Here is a 16,804-nt window from a genome sequence, read left to right as displayed (position 1 = left end):
AAGATGTGACGGCTTACATGAAATATTACAACTTGGAGCGACTTCATTCAGCTAATGGTGATCTGTCACCGGTAGAGTTTGAAAATTCTCAATTAAAAGTGTCCAGTTTGGCTTGACCAGTACACAGTACCTTGCATTAGCACTCCGGATTTTGGATGCTATGCAAGATAACTAATAATTTGCTTGTTCTCATCATCCGAAAGAAGTTTCTCAACTCGTTTCTTGTATTCGGGTAATTCTACGATCGTATGCATAAATTAAGTGTAATCCAATGGATTACCCACTACAAGTGCTGATTGCAAATCACATAACATTCCTTTAGAGCCAATAAATTAAAATTGATTTAACTTCAATAACTTATTTTATATTAGATTATTATTTAACATGCAGATGTTTTGTTGTTTTTAGAGAGAGTATAAAGCGGGTTTGGTGAGTTTTTGAGGTAAAAAGGGCTTAGCCCTTGTTAATGCATCGCCTATTGCAGCTTGTCTATATTATAAACAAAATAGTAGGACTCAAATCATGCAGGACTAAAACCACGTCAGCCATCATTTGAATATTCTAGGTCTGATTAGCCATGTTAATTGACCACAAAAGTAGTCAAACAAGTTAGGCTCGCCTATTGACTGGCGGGAGGCTAAAATATGTTATACGTAAGACTACCTGTATGAAATTGTCAGATAGTCTTTATAATATCCATTGTCACGATCTAAATAGATAGAAGGGTCATCCTTGTAAGTCCTCAACAACTTCCTAGACTCAGGTGAAGAGGCTGTTAACAACTTAATATTAAAGAAAAACCTTAAAGTATTACTTAGGTGATTATTGAACAATTCTTGAATCTCATCATCATTACACCGCATTGATATGTTAGTAATCCCTATATTGTCAATTTTTATTCGAATATTCTTATCAGTTTCCAAACACTCCTTAAGGTGCTGAACTCTTAGTGATAGATCAGAACCTGAAAATAATGAAAGCCATGTTGTTAATTTAAGGCAAATTGCAATTCTGCCTGAATTATCAAGAGGATTTATGGCTGTATTCAAAGGGTGACTATTTAATAAAAATGCATTTCTATAGTGTTGATTAATTATAGTTGCATGTTCTTTATAACGTGACTTTAACGTAAATATGAGCAGTAAAGTTGGAAGTAAGAAACTTGAAAAGAGCACAGTTAAAATTGTCGTTGTCACTAATAAATTCCTTTTATGATGGCTCGAATATAAATCAAATTACGTATAACGCTGCAAGCAAAGGCGCACATTAGCGCGTCCAGCCCGAAGGGCGATTTTGCCTTTCCTTGTTACGTGTTTACTCACGACCATCTTTTTTCTCAGCAGCCTTTCGAGGCTTTTCTGGGAGTCCATCGTACATGGCATCCCATTCTTTTGTTTGGGTAATACCTGCATGAACGATTAAATTGAGCAGGCCAAAAAGTCCTTGACAAATATTATCAATATCTTGTTCGTCCATTTCACCGGGATGCACTGCATTATTGCCTGCTATCCGCAAAGTGTCTGCAGCCTTTACTAGACGCTCTCCAAACTCTGGTTTCTTAGCGAGTGACCGAACATCTGTATCTATATGCTTGCCGGGCTCACCTAGGTGTTTGCACAACTTTTGTAGAGACAGCCTTAGTAGTGCTGCTGCAGCTCTAGGTGAGTATGAGGCTATAAGCCTAGCTTCCTCATAGTCAGCTTTAACATCTTCTGGCATATCAAGTGAAGCTTCTGGTGCATCTGGAAGGATTGGATCGACTAACCTTAGACTGTAAATAAAATTATCCTTTATATCGAATTTCTTCCAAACAGAACCATCGCCACATGCCCTGCAAACCAGCATGTATGTCTTAGTTGATAGCCCAAAATTCTGGATGCTCATGTATTGGATATCACATAAAGAATTTGCTTTACAGATTGGGCAATCAAATTTAATTGAGTTATCTTGCGTTAAAATTCTTATTGTTCTCAAAGTATCTCCTTTACATGTAACGTTTCAGTATTTATGCGTTGGGCTGTTTGCAAGGCATAAATCGCTTGTAGGACTTGGACAATGTCATATCCATATTAATCGGTAATTCTTTACTTAACTTAAGATGCTATAGGAATTTGCTTTTTTGCGGTAGTGGTATTTTGTACAACCTTTCGGCTAATTGTCTGTTCTGATTACAACTTTAAGGTAGGTTTTGCCATAGTAAAACCAAGAATTTCGTAAATAGGTTTCAATGAAAAAGCCAACATTCAACTCTTAACTTGAGGCCGTTGAAGACGCTTTACAAAAGAATACGTGAGTCCAGACATGGCCTTTCACGCACATCTAACCCATATGGATATTATAAATGCTATACACGATTAAAATTTAGTCTGACCAACGCATACATCTCACTAAACTGATTTTTTTAAAACCTGTAGATAAGACAAACATTAACAGCTTCATCATGGTGGTTTGCGAGCCGACCGTCCCATGGCCACTCATTGGCATCTGACCCATATGGATATGGGAAATGTCATTATGATGTCGGGAACATCATTGACCATGCCATCACGGCATTTGTGAATCCCTTCACATCAGACAAGTGGTCGAGCTACATGGATGTACGAGTGCGTGTCGGTAAATGAATACCATGTTGAAGCCAAATAACCCCTTACAGTCATATGCTTTGCAATAGGCAAAGCACCACAGCGTCAGTAGCCGCTGGCCATAAGTACATAACAATAAAAGCTAACACCTGGATCCCGGCTCAAAAGCATTGCCGGGAAGACGAGAAAATAGCTAACAAGCTTCTATCCCAAAATACGTTAGATCTTTCAATTTCAAACAAGGTTAAATCGAAGATAACTATACGGCCGATGTAATCGCGGCTATGACCTTCGAAAACATGGATGTTTTCGCAGAGCGCCCATGGATGGGTTTACCGCGTGTCATAGAAGTGATTTCATTTGAGTATCTTTGCCTAACACCTCAATTTAGCCTGATTTGAATTTTTATAAATTTTCATCCCCAAATTCGTTAGATAGCATCTAAAGTAGCGACTTACTTTCATTGGACACTCATACTCTGCTGTGGGCGAAGCGCCACGACGCTAGTGGCCGCTGGCCATAAAAAAGAGTCCCGGCTCAAAATAATGCCGGGACAACGTGAGGGGTGTAGTTAACCTTTTGCCATAAACTAATTAAAACGGCGCAAAGCTATCTAATGTTGCCGTTGGTGTTGTCCAACGTTCGCCTGCATCTATGATTGGGCGCTTAGCACCTTGTGGTGGTATTTGGCCTCGGTCGCCATATAACCACAATACAAAGTTGGTGCGCTCGCCGCTGGTTATCGGTTGCGCAGCATGGACGACATTGCCACGGTGGACCATGGCGGTGCCAGGCTTAAATGTTAAGGCAATTTTTTGCCCTGTCGCCACATCAAAAAAGTCGACTGCAGAGCCGGTAAACGCTTCGCTTGGCAAATTTAGGTTGATGTTTAATGTGACCGCCGATGCATCCGTGTGTGGACGGATCGAACTGTCAGTATTGGGTTGATAATGAATCGAAAAACCAAACGTTTGCGTGTCGTAGCCCATGATTTCAGGAAATAACAACCGCGCGATTGGGCGCATATAGGTGTTTAACATTTCATGATAAAAAGCCTGGAAATTTGGCGCGGCAAGGTAACCTTCTGAACGGCTGTCGAGCATAGCACCACGACGATTGAGCACAATGCCGTAAGGTGGACGCAATGGAATTTGTGCATTCCATACGCTTTCTAAATAGTTGCGTAAAACCGCTAAACGCTCAGGATCAAAAAACTGCAATTGAAACACGTCTGGTGCCACTTCTTGCAGTAAATCTTTAACTGCAACTTCTTTACTTGGGTCTTGCCAGGCTTGAGTTACCGCTTCACGTAATCGCTTATCAAGTAATGAACTATCAAGGCTAAACTCGTTTTTTTGCTCGGTTTGTTGCCATTCTTTCCAGGCATCACTGAATAACGCTTTATTGTTATTCCAAAACTGCTGTACTGATGGCTCACGGTAAAGCATGGCTTCGCGTGAAGGTAATGTTAATGCGCGTGTACGTTGTAATTGAGTTGCTGACATAATGGGTAAAACTCCTATTCTGTGGCTCGGCGATCGCTATCACCTTGCGAGGAGTTCAATTTATTACATCTGTTTATCTAAATAAATATGCACCTCAAGCAAACAGAATTAAGATTTTATTTATAATGAGAGTGGGTTCCCTTGGTTTTAGCTGTTGTTCTAGCTCCAAATCCATTACTCGTATGCTTTCAGAGTGTTCAATATCTCATGCGATAATGCGTCAAATGCACCGTGAACAGATTCAGATAACCCCATCATATTGTCAAAGTCAGGATTGGCCAGAAGTGTGCCCGTTAGTAATTCTACACATCACAATAAATTTGGAGTATCCATACGAGTTTTCCGTTGAAATGAATGCGTTTGCTAGCCAGCAGGCGTCAATAGCTTCATCCACTCATCCGTATTCCCCAAAATGAATGTTTTCATCTGGTTATCTGTAAACGTTAGCTCAATGGCATCAGTAGAGAGAGGGAAAATCCCTGCACCTTTGGCCATAGATTTTTTAACTTTGATAATGTGAGAGAGTTCAAATGTGTATGGGCCAAGGCCAAGCCGTTTATTGTACGGCTCGAAATTAATATGTGATGTGGTCAGAATGAGTTTACCATCTGATTTAGCGACCCCATTTTGTACGGTTGCGGTAACAGACTTAATCACATTTTCCATGCCGACCTCCTTAAAGAGCTAAAGCTTGAATTGCTTCAGCTTGTCACAAAGCGTTAAATTTAACTTTAACACAGCATTAAATCCTGACACACCTCACTGAAAACATATAATCTTTTGAGCTGGTCGCACGGCGAATTTCGTGTTTATGCGCATTCCACCACGAGTATGCGAGTGTGCGAATAATGGCTTGGCTGTCGGTTGCGCTGGTTGCGGTCCAAAACTCGGTGTAAGCGCCTTGAGTAATGTAAAACCCGTTCCATTTAACGCCTGCAGGTCTTGCAAAAAACTGCTGCTTATTGACAAGCGATGGTTCGAATTTAGCAAATAGACCATCTGCTTGAGCCTCTTTTAACTGTAAACCAATATGTTGTTCACCGCCGCGCCAGCCGTCTTTGTGCAGATCAGCCTCTGGCATACCTATAGTGCGCTCTAGGGTTTTCCAATCTTCATCGGTGGCGACTCGCCAGCCTACTGGGCAAAGGTTTCTTTGATCAGCGACATCATGCCAGTTGTACAAGCGGCCGTATGTTAATAGGTTTGCCGCATCATCATTTGGCACTGCGCCCGAACTTACTGCTGAGCCATCTTGAAACTGGGTGCTTCGTAGGTTTTCAGCAAGCCAAACTTGCTCGCCAATGTTAACGGTGCGATAAACATTACCCTCTCTGTCTTGAACAGTATTTTCAAGTTGTTGTAACTCGCTGTTAATGCCGCTGGCCGATGCCGCTGTGACTGTTGCTGCAATAACCATACTTGCTCCTATCGATAAGATGAGTTGTTTCATAATGGGTACCCTACATTACTTTTATGTAAACAACTTTAACTCTCAAACCCGTAGCAAACTAGGCGATATACTGTCTAAAACATGCCTATTTGTATCAATGTTCGATTTTGATGGCTAGGCCACATGCTCAATTAACGCTTTAGATTGGCTCCATTGCTTAGGCGACGTACCATACATACGCTTAAATTCTCGGCTAAATTGCGAGGAGCTGACATAGCCAACCTTCATCGCAGCTTCACTGACATTCATACCGGCAACAATTCGCATGGCGGCATGATTAAGGCGCATCGATTTCATAAACTGAATAGGCGACATTCTGGTAGCTTGTTTAAATTTACGATGAAAGACCGCTCGGCTCATCCCTACTAAAGAAGCTAAATCATCAATGGTGACATTTTTGCCTAGGTTTAAGGATAAATACTCAATTGAGCGAGCAATCTCGTTACCAATACCAAACGCTCTTCTGGCTGAAATACCAGCGTCGCCTTTCAATACGGCGTAATACAGCTCTCGTAGTCGGCTTTCGCCTAGGATTGATGCATCCATGCTGCCATCGAGTTGCAGTAATCTAAGTAGCGCATCAGCAAAAGTATCATCCCAGTTTGCTAAAGAAAGCCCTTGTGGTTGTGAGCTGCTTTTAGGCTGCTTAATCGCACCTGTGGCACTCTCCATCTCAATGGCTAACTCTGTCATCACTTTGGTATCGAGCGAGATATAAACCCCAAGCAATGGCTCCTCGGGTGAAGCCTCAGGCGTACCGGCCTCGACAGGTAATGAGACGGTGCAGCACATGTACTGACTGTTGTCGTAGATATACCTGTCGCCATCGAGAATCGCTTCTTTTCGACCGTTCAAAATAACCACCACTGTGGGTTCGTAAACGGCTGGAGCACAAGGCATTGCCTGGGTAATTTTAAACAAACTCACCCCTTTAATGGCGGTTTCGACTATGCCATCGGCACTAATGCGTTGTTCTACTAACTGCTTTATCTTTTGTTTGATCATTTTCACACCGTCTCACCAAATAGATACAAATAGGCACGTTTTAGCGACTAATGAGCCTATTTACATCTCAACCTGAGAGTTATAGTACATTTCAGGTAACACTACTACCGCTCGTAGCAACATGCAAATTAAATGATTGCACTTGCTAAAGCCCCTAGCTTCACAACAAAGGTAACGATGATGACGACTCAACAATTTGGTAAAAACGGTTGGACTCCTGAGCGCATTGGCTCACTTGTAGGAAAGACATATGTGATCACAGGGGCTAACAGTGGCGCAGGTTTTGAAGCCTCTCGCATCCTGCTCAGTAAAGGCGCCAAGGTGGTTATGCTGAACCGTAACCCAAGCAAATCAGCTAACGCAATTGAAGCATTAAAGCAGTCATTAGGTCAGCACATTGATGTAAGGTTTATTCAGGTCGATTTGGCTGTGCTTGAATCGGTGCGCAACGCAGCAAACGAACTCCTAAACACCACGCCAATCATCGATGCACTTATCTGTAATGGCGCCATTGCACAGGTCGCCAAGCAACATCTCACCGTCGATGGTTTTGAAAGCCAACTTGGGATAAACCACTTTGGCCACTTTTTATTGTGTGGCTTGCTGTTTGATCGCATTAACGAGGCTAAAGGCCGAATTGTGATGGTGGGTAGCAACGCGTACAAAATGGGGCTTAAACGGATTAAGTTTGAAGATCTTAACTTTGACACAAAATACACCGCCTGGGACTCATACGCACAAAGTAAGCTGGCACAAATGATGTTTGGTTACGAGTTGCAACGCCGTATAAAAGCGGCGGGAAAAAACGTTGAAGTACAGGTTTGTCACCCGGGCGCTTCTCGTACCAACTTGCTTATGGATACCGCGAGTACCTTTAATAAAATGCTATGGGCAGTAATGTCTCGGGTTATCGCTCAATCAGCTGAAAAAGGCGCATGGCCAGAAGTCATGTGTGCAACTGAGCAAGGGCTAAAACCTGGCACACTTTATGGACCCACCAAGCGAGCCAATACTGTTGGCCCTGTGGATCAAAATAAACTCGAGAGCATTGCACTGGATCAAGACATGGCAGCCAAGCTTTGGGCGCTATCGTTAGACAAAACATCACTAAACTGGTCGCTTTGATCGAATGAAAAAACCAACACTAACGCTGGTCACATTACTGACACTTGCAACGCTGGGGTTAATGGCTTGCTCATCGCCAAATCTTTATAACGACCTGATATACAAGGATCTTAATGCGTCAACGCCAACAGTCAATGCAGAGCACCAGCTTGGCATCGCTTTTGGTGGTGGCGGTGTTCGTGGTTTTATGCATTTAGGCGTCATCAAAGCTTTAGAAGAGGCAGGGATAAAACCCAATGTTGTCAGCGGCACGTCTGCAGGTTCAATCGCGGCAACGTTATACGCGTCAGGTATGAGTTATCAAGCTATGTCCGCAGCCATTGAAGACGTGGGGATGAGCGATATTGCCGACTTTGTATTGTCATCAAAAGGCTTAGTTAATGGTAAAAATCTATCCGATTGGATAAACGCGCAAGTAGAATATGACGACCTTGCAGATATGCCGATACCTGTGGCGGTGACCGCGACCAATATGACCACACACAATACGGTGACCATTCGGTCGGGTAATCCGGGCCATGCAGTGCAAACCTCATCGACGATTCCGGGGGTATTTATAGCAGTTGAGCACCAGGGGGATATTTTGATCGATGGCGGTATTTTAAGTGTTGTGCCGGTTTACGCAGCCAAACAGTTAGGTGCCAAAAGGGTCATTGCTGTCGACATTTATTGCCACAACCAAACTCAGCCTCAAGTGTCTGCCAGCCAGTTAACCCTAGCCGTATTTAGGATGCAAAGCTGCAGACTGTCGCAACCAGAACTAGACAGTGCCGATATTGTGATTTCTCCTTTATATGAGCCAAATGGCATTGGCGGATTCGATGACAAAACACAAGCGATTAACGCGGGTTACCTTGCAACAAAGGCTGTGATACCGCAGATTAAAGCGCTACTGTTAAATTAAAACACGGCTAATTGACTTGTCTCGACTCATAAACGTAAAGCTTCAGTGAAATACGCCCCCCCTGAATGCTAGAAACAAAAAACGGGATTGGCTTTGATAAACCAATCCCGTTTTCATATGAGTGCTTAGCGCTTAATTTAACACTTAAATTTAGTGTTTATTTAACCAGCGCTGGCGTGCGTGGAGGAATAACGCGTTTGTTGCCTGTCGATTCAAATGCACTCGCAAACCTCAGCAGGTTATTGTCGTCATAAGCACGGCCGGCAAACGTTAACCCAACAGGCATGCCAATATCAGCCATCACGCCCATTGGTACGGTCACTGTCGGCACACCTAAGTGACGAATCGCCAGGTTGCCGTTAGCAACCCAAACACCGTTACTCCAGGCGATATCTGCCGACGCGGGGTTTACATGCGCATCAGCAGGGCCAACATCAGCCACTGTTGGGAACAACACAGCATCGAGTTTGAGCTCATCCATCCAATCTTCTAAATCCAACTTGCGGGTTTTTTCTAGGCCGCGCAAACCATCGGGAACGCTGTCGATTTGGTTATATGACTTAAGCCCTCGTTTGGCCATATTGACGTATTCATCCATGCCTGCGGCTAAATCACCTTCACGATTTGGCAGGGTGCCTAAGTCATGGGGGAAAATCAAATGGCCGTTTACGTCAGACAGTTTGTTCAGTTTCGGGTCATTATTGGCGCGCAAGAATTCATCTAAAGCCCAGCCAGAAAGCTCCCATAACTCATCTTCCAAAAACTCTGGTGTCACTATACCGCGGTTGTACACAGTTGGCGCACCTGGGCGGTCACCTTCGCAATTTGATACCAGCGGGAAATCAACTTCAATAACTTCAGCGCCAGCGGCTACCAATGCTTTACGCGCCGCTTCACACAGATCGATTACCGATGCACGGGTATTGATGCGCTGACCGGTTGGGCCGCCAATACCTGGGTTTTCGCTGGTGCCAGCCAATTCATCTTTGTTGATAAACATGCGTGGTAGCCCGAAACGCTTACCTTTAAGCGTGCCAGCTTGAGCGGCAAGATCCAGATAAGATTGTGGCCGCACTTTAGAGGCTTTGGGGATTTCAACCCAGGGTTGCAGGCGCCATAAGTCACCGCGAGTTATTGGGTCGTCGGCAACAATCACGTCAAGCACTTCTAGCATGTCTGCCATGGTGCGAGTGTAAGGCACTACGACATCCATAGTTGGGGTCAGTGGCCAGTTACCGCGCACAGAAATCACCCCGCGCGAGGGCGTGTAGGCACACAAACCGTTATTTGATGCAGGTCCGCGACCGCTCGACCATGTCTCTTCGGCTAAGCCAAAAGCAGAGTAACTTGCGGCGGTGCCAGTACCTGCACCATTGGAAGACCCAGAAGCGAAAGGTGCGGTAAGGTAATTGGCGTTATATGGGCTTTCGGCACGGCCATAATGGCCGCGTTGCATGCCACCATTAGCCATAGGCGGCATGTTGGTTTTACCTAGGCATATTGCCCCTGCTTCACGCAGACGTTCAACGGCAAAAGCATCGTATTGAGCCACTAAATCTTTAAATGCAGGGCTGCCCGACGCTGCCGTTAATCCTTTAACCAAATAGCTGTCTTTTACAGTATAAGGAATGCCGTCAAGTGGGCTCAGGGTTTCGCCACGCGCCCTTCGCGCATCTGACGCCTCGGCTTCTTTTAGCGCATCTTGATTGCGCACCACCAAGGCATTTAGTTTAGTCTCTGTTGCTGGGCCGTCGTAAGCATCAACTCGCGCTAAATATGACTTAACCAGTTCAACCGATGTAGTGCGGCCCGACCCAAGCGCAGCACGCAACTCGGAAATAGAAATCTCAGTGACTTCAAACATGTTAAAACCTCTTCTTGAAAGGCAATTGTGTAAAAGGTTAATTGCTCTTAAAGATAAATATAATGAAAGACAGTGACTAAACATTCACCGTCTTCCTTTGGTTTTTGGTCTAGGTTTTTATTTATTGTCCAGAAGGAATTTGCTGGGTAATACAATGAATATTACCGCCGCCTAATAAGATTTCACGGGCAGGTACACCCACAACCTCATACTCTGGGAAAATATCTTGTAATTTTTGCGCAGCAATATCATCTGTTGCAGGGTCAAGCAGTGGGAACACAATGCGCTGATTGGTAATTAAAAAGTTCACATAAGAACCCGCTAAACGTTCACCCGCTGTGCGTGGTACACCCGTGCCCTCTTCTACGCCTTGGGCTTCTTCTTCGGTGCAATATAACGGACCTGGTTGTGGCATTAAATGAATTTTTAATTTACGCCCTTGTGCATCTACCGCATTTTGTAACACATCTAAAGCCGCTTTTGAGCGAGGATATTGTGGATCGTTTTGATCATCAGTCCAATGTAAAATCACTTCGCCTGGGCGAGCAAAACAGCACATATTATCAATATGTCCGTCGGTCTCATCCATGTACACGCCATCTTCCAACCAGATAAACTGCTGCACATTTAAATACTCAGACAAATAAGCTTCTATCTGCTCACGAGTCAAATCGGGGTTGCGGTTGCTGTTAAGTAAACACTCAGCACTGGTCATGCAGGTGCCTTCACCGTCGACATGAATTGAGCCACCTTCAAGAATGAGCGGCGCGCGATAACCCTCAAACCCATGTTGAGCGTTCATTAACTGCGCAACTTGCTCGTCTTTATCCCACGGAGAGTACAAACCACCGTTATGACCACCCCAGGCATTAAAGCCCCAGTCAATACCGCGGCATTCGCCTTTAGTATTTACCACCACTGTCGGGCCAGTATCACGGGCCCAGCAATCGTCGCTATCGATTTCAACCAAGGTCACATGAGCAGGCATAACCGTCTTAGCCTGTGCTAAAAATGCCTTGGGAACGCCCATGTATACTGGTGTTACAGCACCAATGGCATCGGCAACGTTTGCAAATGTTGCTTGAGCATAAGCCCCTGCTGCGCGCCAGTTGTCTGGGCGATATGGCCAAAGCATCCACACAGCTTGCTGAGCCGCCCATTCGGCTGGCATGTGAAAACCATCTTGTGATGGCTTTGTAGATAATGGTGTGGCATCCACATTCGCATTGGTCATGAATTTTGGTCTCCAGTAATGCTGAAAAACGATAAAGTTGTGCGCCCTAATATAGGACGAAATTCTGGGTGAATTTGAGCTTAGTCAAAATATGACAGATATCATATCATTTAAGCCTATTTGCGCTAAATACTTGTATGCAGGGCATTGATAACTATTTTCAAATATATTGAGCGCAAGATAACCCAACACATATCGGGCGAGACTCTGCGCAAAAAAGCCCCCTTTGTCGAAGGAGGCTTTCGCTAACACGATTAAATCAAACCAATGATTCGTTAGTTTTTGCTTCTGCGGGTTAATAGCCCAAGTCCAAAGACACCGAGTAGCAATTCAAGTAACCCTAAGCTACCACCACTGCTACTGCCAGATGTGGTAGTTGCTGTTGAGCTCAGTACTCCCACAGTGACTGGGTCGACAATAGTACCATTGGCTTCGCCATCTTCATCAAGCTCTCCACCGTCTGTGATACTCACTTGTATCAAGTTATCGCCAATGAGCTGCCAATAAGCTTCATCAACCTCAACAGTAGAGCCATCAGCCATCACTTTGAGTAACACAAAGTCTGTGGGTAATGAACTGCCAAAATTAATGGTTACGGCAATAGTGCTACCCTCAACAAGGCCTGTGACGTTGTAACTAAATTGCGGCATAGGATAAGTATAATCTGTCCCCGTTGCTGTTGTTGAAGACACAACAAGGCCAGTTACACTACCCTGGTCGACCGTAATAGGCTGGCTGTAGTTGTAAATGTAGGTGCCATCATCAAGTAACGTCATAGGCGCGCCTGCATCTTCAAGGTCAGCTTCAGCACGATATCTTACCACCGTATCTTCATATCCAGCTTCATCTGTTGAGGTTTCCATCCATACCGCATACAAATTGTCACCGTTAGGCTTCATTCTAAGTTGTGATTCAAAGTCAGGTTCGCCCTCTGGATCTAATGGCACCGTAATATTGGCAGATAACAATTTAAGTGGCTCATAAGTGCGGCCGCCATCTCTGGTTTTGGTGACAAACACATCAAGCTCTGTACCCGTACCAATATGCGCTAAGGTATTTTTGATAGAACCCCAGGCGACGATAAAGGCATTAGGATCTTGGCAATTTTCACCATCTGGTGCAGTCGCTAAGTCACAGGCAGAGGTACTACTAGGCGCCCCCACAATCCGTGGCTCTTTAATATCGACTTCTAATGCTGGTAAATAATTGGTCAAGTTTTGGGTGCCTGTCCAAGTATTACCACCATCGTAACTACGACGAGTGAAGAAGTTATAGTTATCTTCAGTTGTGTACTTGGCCAATGCCCAGTCTGATGTGTAACTGTAACCAAACAAGATAGTATCACCACGAATAGCACCACGGTGCGCACGGGCATCTTCAAGGTTGTTATTCTCAGTCGTGATGGTTAAGGCTTCAATGGTCTTAGTTGAGTCATCAGTAGTGACTTCTGCAAATGCATTAGTACTTAGGTTAACGGCACCTGAGTTGCTAATACGATCAGACAGAGTTACTGGCGGTATGGCGTCTCGCTCATCGTCGGTTAAGTAGTAATTACAGCCACCCGCTTCTTCATAGGTGACATCTAAAACCGCATCACCGTCGACAACGTCAACTGCATTACCAACACCATCGACATAACCACCAACGCCATCAGGATAAACAACCGTTCCTGTCGATGTCAGAACATAACGGGTAAACGTTGTAAAACTGGTATCGACAGCTGGGGTAAAATCAAGCGGTGTTAAGCCTGTGTTTGTGGCTTCCTCTCCCACTACGCCAATGCGGCCCATAATGTCAGAAGGGCCACCCTGGTCATACGCCCCTTCTTTCCAGAAAACCATCAATTTGGTACCGCTTTGATTAATGGTTTCATCCATGCCTGCAACTTGATTGTAAAAGAAGCGCACGCGTCGAGCATTTTCTCCAGGATTACTAAGCACACATCCTATACGTGCAGGGTCTTGCCAATCGGGGGACTGATAGACATCACTGACCACGCCTTCAGTATCTGGATAGGATACTTGTACATCTTCACCATTGTAAACGGTATCATCATCGGTAAAGTTGCCTTTAGCGCCAGGTTGATTCTGGTTTTGGGAATTACCCGTTGAACTGCCGCCTTTTTGTAAGCCAGAGCTGAACGAGACATTAATATAACTTGCGGGTGGCTGGTCAAACGTAAAGCGGTGATAACGAACAACCTTACCAAAATCGACACCTTCACCACCGCCTTTGGTTTCTTCATAGGCAATAATAGTAACGGGTTTTTCTCCAGGTACTTGAACCATACCTAAATTGGCACGTGATGCGCCTTCTTTACCCGTTTCGACAAGTAATGGCTGTGTGTCAGCACATTCTGGTGTGACTGCACAGACTGGATCAAGGTATCCGGTTAATTCGGTAACAACATCATCCCCTTCACGTTTTTTGAACGTTTTGAAGTTGTTGGTAACACGAGACACATTGGCAGCAAATGAGATATCAGCAAGCGCGGGCGCTTTCATGTCCTCAATATAGGTGTACCAAATATCGGTACCTTTATTGACGTTCGCACCACTGGCGCCATCGCCTGGGCCATCAGCATCACCGGTTTTTAACCCTTCAGGGTCTTCTTGCCAGGCGACGTTCCACGCCACTTTGGCCCCGTCACTATAGCTGGTGGCTCTAGGTGTATTTTGCTTGGCATCACGTTCACCAAAGCTTAACTGCTCGCGCTTCCAGGTACCGCCAGTAGGATTACTGTCCGCATCGACTGCGCTGGGATTTTTAGTATAAGCAATGTAAGTACAACTAAAAGGTAGCTGTCTTCCCTCACGGTCAAGGTAGGTTGCTGCCCCCTGATGATAATTATAATCAGGGATGTCATCATTGAGATTTGTTGCATCGGCATCAATTGAAGGACAATATTTATCAGCCCATGTCACGGCAACATGCCCACCAGCGGCAAAGATGTTTGGTTTGCCTGAGTCACCGTAAAAATCAGCGAGAGACACACCACCATTACCATCCGATACCCAGTAACTTTGCTTTGATGTTTTGCGTGCCGTATCTGAAATATTAACCGCTTGCCCCCAAGTCACACCGTCATCTTTTGATACGCGTATAAAAATATCCTGCGCAGGACGTTCTTTTTGGGCTTTCAAGTCATAAACCGTTTTGCTTTGACTATTGCCATAAGCATAGGCACTGACTAAATCGCCATTGGGCAGCCTGATAATTTTACCTTTAGACGCTAAATCTTCAGTGATTACCCCACCATCATCATGCGGAGATATCGCTGTAACCTCACTTGCAAAGGCAATCGAACACGTTGCGCTTGAAAGGTAGGCGGCGGCCATACAATAGAGTAACTTTTTAAATTTCATAATAAAATTTCCTTATTGTCATTATTAAATGAAAAATATTATTGTTAGTTTTCTATCACTTAACCCCAAAATTAATTGGATAATTTATATACAGCAATGACCGCGCCATAATGATATCCACACAAAAAACTTTCGATAAACACTGATAAACATCAAGTTTATGTGTTTGATTGATATACATAGTTTTTGTTTTTGTTAACATAATTGTCATAAGTGACAATTTTGTTGACAAAAATGGAGTCAGTTATGCAGATTAGCCAAAAACAAGGCAATAAAGATTTTGCCATTATGCTAAATGCTTATGATTGCCCAGCAATGTTGGTCACCCCGCAATACCAAATATTGGCAACGAATAAACACTATCTTGAAAGTTACGGGGCAATCGATCAGAGCCAAAAGGCTTATTGCTACAAGGTGTCTCATGCTAATGATGTCCCTTGTGATCAGGCTGGAGAAACATGTCCATTATCGCTCGCATCTGCTTCTGACAAAAAAGAGCGAGTACTGCATATTCATCATTCGCCACATGGTAAAGAACATATCGACATTGAAATTTTGCCCATTTTAAACGACAAGGGTGAGGTCAAATTCTTTATTGAGTTGTTAAAGTCGGTCACCCAAGCCAACCCCAAAATTGGCAATAATGAAATGGTTGGCGCCAGCCCTGCATTTAATCAACTAGTCGAAAATATTACCCGCGTTGCACCGACTGAAGCATCGGTGTTATTAGTGGGCGAAACCGGAAGCGGTAAAGAAATCGCGGCGGCGGCAGTGCATCTCGCCAGTAATCGAAAAGAACACCCTATGGTGATTTTAGAATGCTCTGGTTTGACCGAAACCTTGTTTGAAAGTGAGTTATTTGGCCATATAAAAGGCGCGTTTACTGGCGCGCTGTACAATAAACAAGGCCTAGTTGAAGTGGCCCATGGCGGGACATTGTTTTTAGATGAAATTGGCGACGTACCTTATGAACTACAAATCAAATTATTACGGCTTATTGAAACCGGCACATATCGCCCTGTAGGTAGTAGAGAAACCAAGCGGTCAGACTTCAGACTGATTTGCGCAACAAACCAAGATATTATTGGCATGGTAGAACGGGGGGAATTTAGGCGAGACTTATACTATCGTATCAATGTTTTTCCGATTCATATCCCCTCTTTAAAGGAACGCAAACAAGATATCCCATTGTTAACAAAAACCATTCTTCAACGAATTGACCAAAGTGGTCAATATAGCGTGACAGATTGCGCCATAAGCTTACTGAAAAAGCATGACTTTATGGGTAATATTAGGGAGCTACGTAATATTTTGTCACGAGCATTAGTGCTATCAAACACCCCAATAATTGATCATCATGTGATTAAAACCTGCCTTGAGATCGATCGTAAAATTAGTGGGGATTCAGGTTCGACAACAGACTTAAAAAACAATGAGCTTAACTACCTAAGGCGACTTATTGACAGTGTCGATGGTGATAAAGACAAAGCCGCTGCGCTAGCAGGTATTAGCACTCGCTCATTATACCGCAAGATACAATAGCGAAAGCGTTATATATAGAAGGTCATATAAGCGATTTTACAAAACATCGAGTAGGGTGAGGCGTCACCGCCCCATCCCTCTCACAGAACCGTACGTACGGACTGATGTGGTCAAGTAAATCTGTACACAAACAAGAGTTGCGTTTTAAGCAGCACTTTCAGCTGCTGTTGGGGTCATATAATTAATATAACTATGCCCGCGTTTTGTATTGTAGTGCTTCAATATATA

General features: G+C 44.1%; 13 protein-coding genes. 4 read left to right on the top strand and 9 right to left on the bottom strand.

Features of this window, described 5'->3' with window-relative positions; translation table 11 throughout:
• Positions 1-116: IS3 family transposase (locus IEY48_RS19140; protein WP_188920184.1), on the top strand; the 116-nt coding region annotated here is incomplete at its 5' end.
• Between the two features lie 543 nt (positions 117-659).
• On the opposite strand, the gene IEY48_RS19135 is transcribed toward IEY48_RS19140, so the two are convergent.
• The 6 genes from IEY48_RS19135 to IEY48_RS19110 all read right to left on the bottom strand — a co-directional run bounded on the left by IEY48_RS19135 (position 660) and on the right by IEY48_RS19110 (position 6,542).
• Positions 660-1,196 (bottom strand): hypothetical protein, encoded by a 537-nt coding sequence (locus tag IEY48_RS19135; RefSeq protein ID WP_188923161.1) that lies wholly within the window; start codon positions 1,194-1,196, stop codon positions 660-662.
• Positions 1,197-1,314: 118 nt separating this feature from the next.
• Positions 1,315-1,974, bottom strand: a complete 660-nt coding sequence (locus IEY48_RS20485) for a DUF4145 domain-containing protein (RefSeq protein WP_229786588.1) — start codon at positions 1,972-1,974, stop codon at positions 1,315-1,317.
• 1,201 nt (positions 1,975-3,175) lie between these two features.
• Positions 3,176-4,087 (bottom strand): 2OG-Fe(II) oxygenase family protein, encoded by a 912-nt coding sequence (locus tag IEY48_RS19125; RefSeq protein ID WP_188923160.1) that lies wholly within the window; start codon positions 4,085-4,087, stop codon positions 3,176-3,178.
• A 363-nt stretch (positions 4,088-4,450) separates the two neighbouring features.
• Entirely contained in the window at positions 4,451-4,753 is a 303-nt protein-coding gene (locus IEY48_RS19120) for a hypothetical protein (protein ID WP_188923159.1), read from the bottom strand.
• Between the two features lie 76 nt (positions 4,754-4,829).
• On the bottom strand, positions 4,830-5,537 hold the full coding sequence (locus tag IEY48_RS19115) for a fibrobacter succinogenes major paralogous domain-containing protein (RefSeq protein WP_229786585.1): 708 nt from the start codon (positions 5,535-5,537) through the stop codon (positions 4,830-4,832).
• A 114-nt stretch (positions 5,538-5,651) separates the two neighbouring features.
• Entirely contained in the window at positions 5,652-6,542 is an 891-nt protein-coding gene (locus IEY48_RS19110) for an AraC family transcriptional regulator (protein ID WP_160053268.1), read from the bottom strand.
• A 180-nt stretch (positions 6,543-6,722) separates the two neighbouring features.
• Here IEY48_RS19110 and IEY48_RS19105 point away from each other — a divergent pair, with 180 nt between their 5' ends.
• Together IEY48_RS19105 and IEY48_RS19100 are read left to right on the top strand one after the other, a co-directional pair.
• Positions 6,723-7,667, top strand: coding sequence for an SDR family oxidoreductase (locus IEY48_RS19105; protein WP_229786583.1), 945 nt, complete (start codon positions 6,723-6,725; stop codon positions 7,665-7,667).
• Positions 7,668-7,671: 4 nt separating this feature from the next.
• Entirely contained in the window at positions 7,672-8,571 is a 900-nt protein-coding gene (locus IEY48_RS19100) for a patatin-like phospholipase family protein (protein WP_229786581.1), read from the top strand.
• 157 nt (positions 8,572-8,728) lie between these two features.
• On the opposite strand, the gene IEY48_RS19095 is transcribed toward IEY48_RS19100, so the two are convergent.
• From IEY48_RS19095 to IEY48_RS19085, 3 genes are all read right to left on the bottom strand, one after another.
• Positions 8,729-10,435, bottom strand: coding sequence for an amidase (locus IEY48_RS19095; protein WP_188923157.1), 1,707 nt, complete (start codon positions 10,433-10,435; stop codon positions 8,729-8,731).
• Between the two features lie 121 nt (positions 10,436-10,556).
• Positions 10,557-11,669 carry an agmatine deiminase gene (gene aguA / locus IEY48_RS19090; RefSeq protein WP_188923156.1) on the bottom strand — a complete coding sequence of 371 codons (1,113 nt, stop codon included), beginning with the start codon at positions 11,667-11,669 and terminating at the stop codon, positions 10,557-10,559.
• 275 nt (positions 11,670-11,944) lie between these two features.
• Positions 11,945-15,034 carry a choice-of-anchor O protein gene (locus IEY48_RS19085; protein ID WP_188923155.1) on the bottom strand — a complete coding sequence of 1,030 codons (3,090 nt, stop codon included), beginning with the start codon at positions 15,032-15,034 and terminating at the stop codon, positions 11,945-11,947.
• 246 nt (positions 15,035-15,280) lie between these two features.
• On the opposite strand from IEY48_RS19085, the gene IEY48_RS19080 reads away from it, so the two are divergent.
• Positions 15,281-16,576 (top strand): sigma-54 interaction domain-containing protein, encoded by a 1,296-nt coding sequence (locus IEY48_RS19080; protein ID WP_229786580.1) that lies wholly within the window; start codon positions 15,281-15,283, stop codon positions 16,574-16,576.
• Positions 16,577-16,804 lie beyond the last annotated feature (228 nt).

The sequence above is a fragment of the Shewanella saliphila genome (assembly GCF_014648295.1).
GTDB classification, from domain to species: Bacteria; Pseudomonadota; Gammaproteobacteria; order Enterobacterales; family Shewanellaceae; genus Shewanella; species Shewanella saliphila.
Note: the sequence above shows the minus strand (reverse complement) of the source record. Positions and strands in the feature narration are given on the sequence as shown.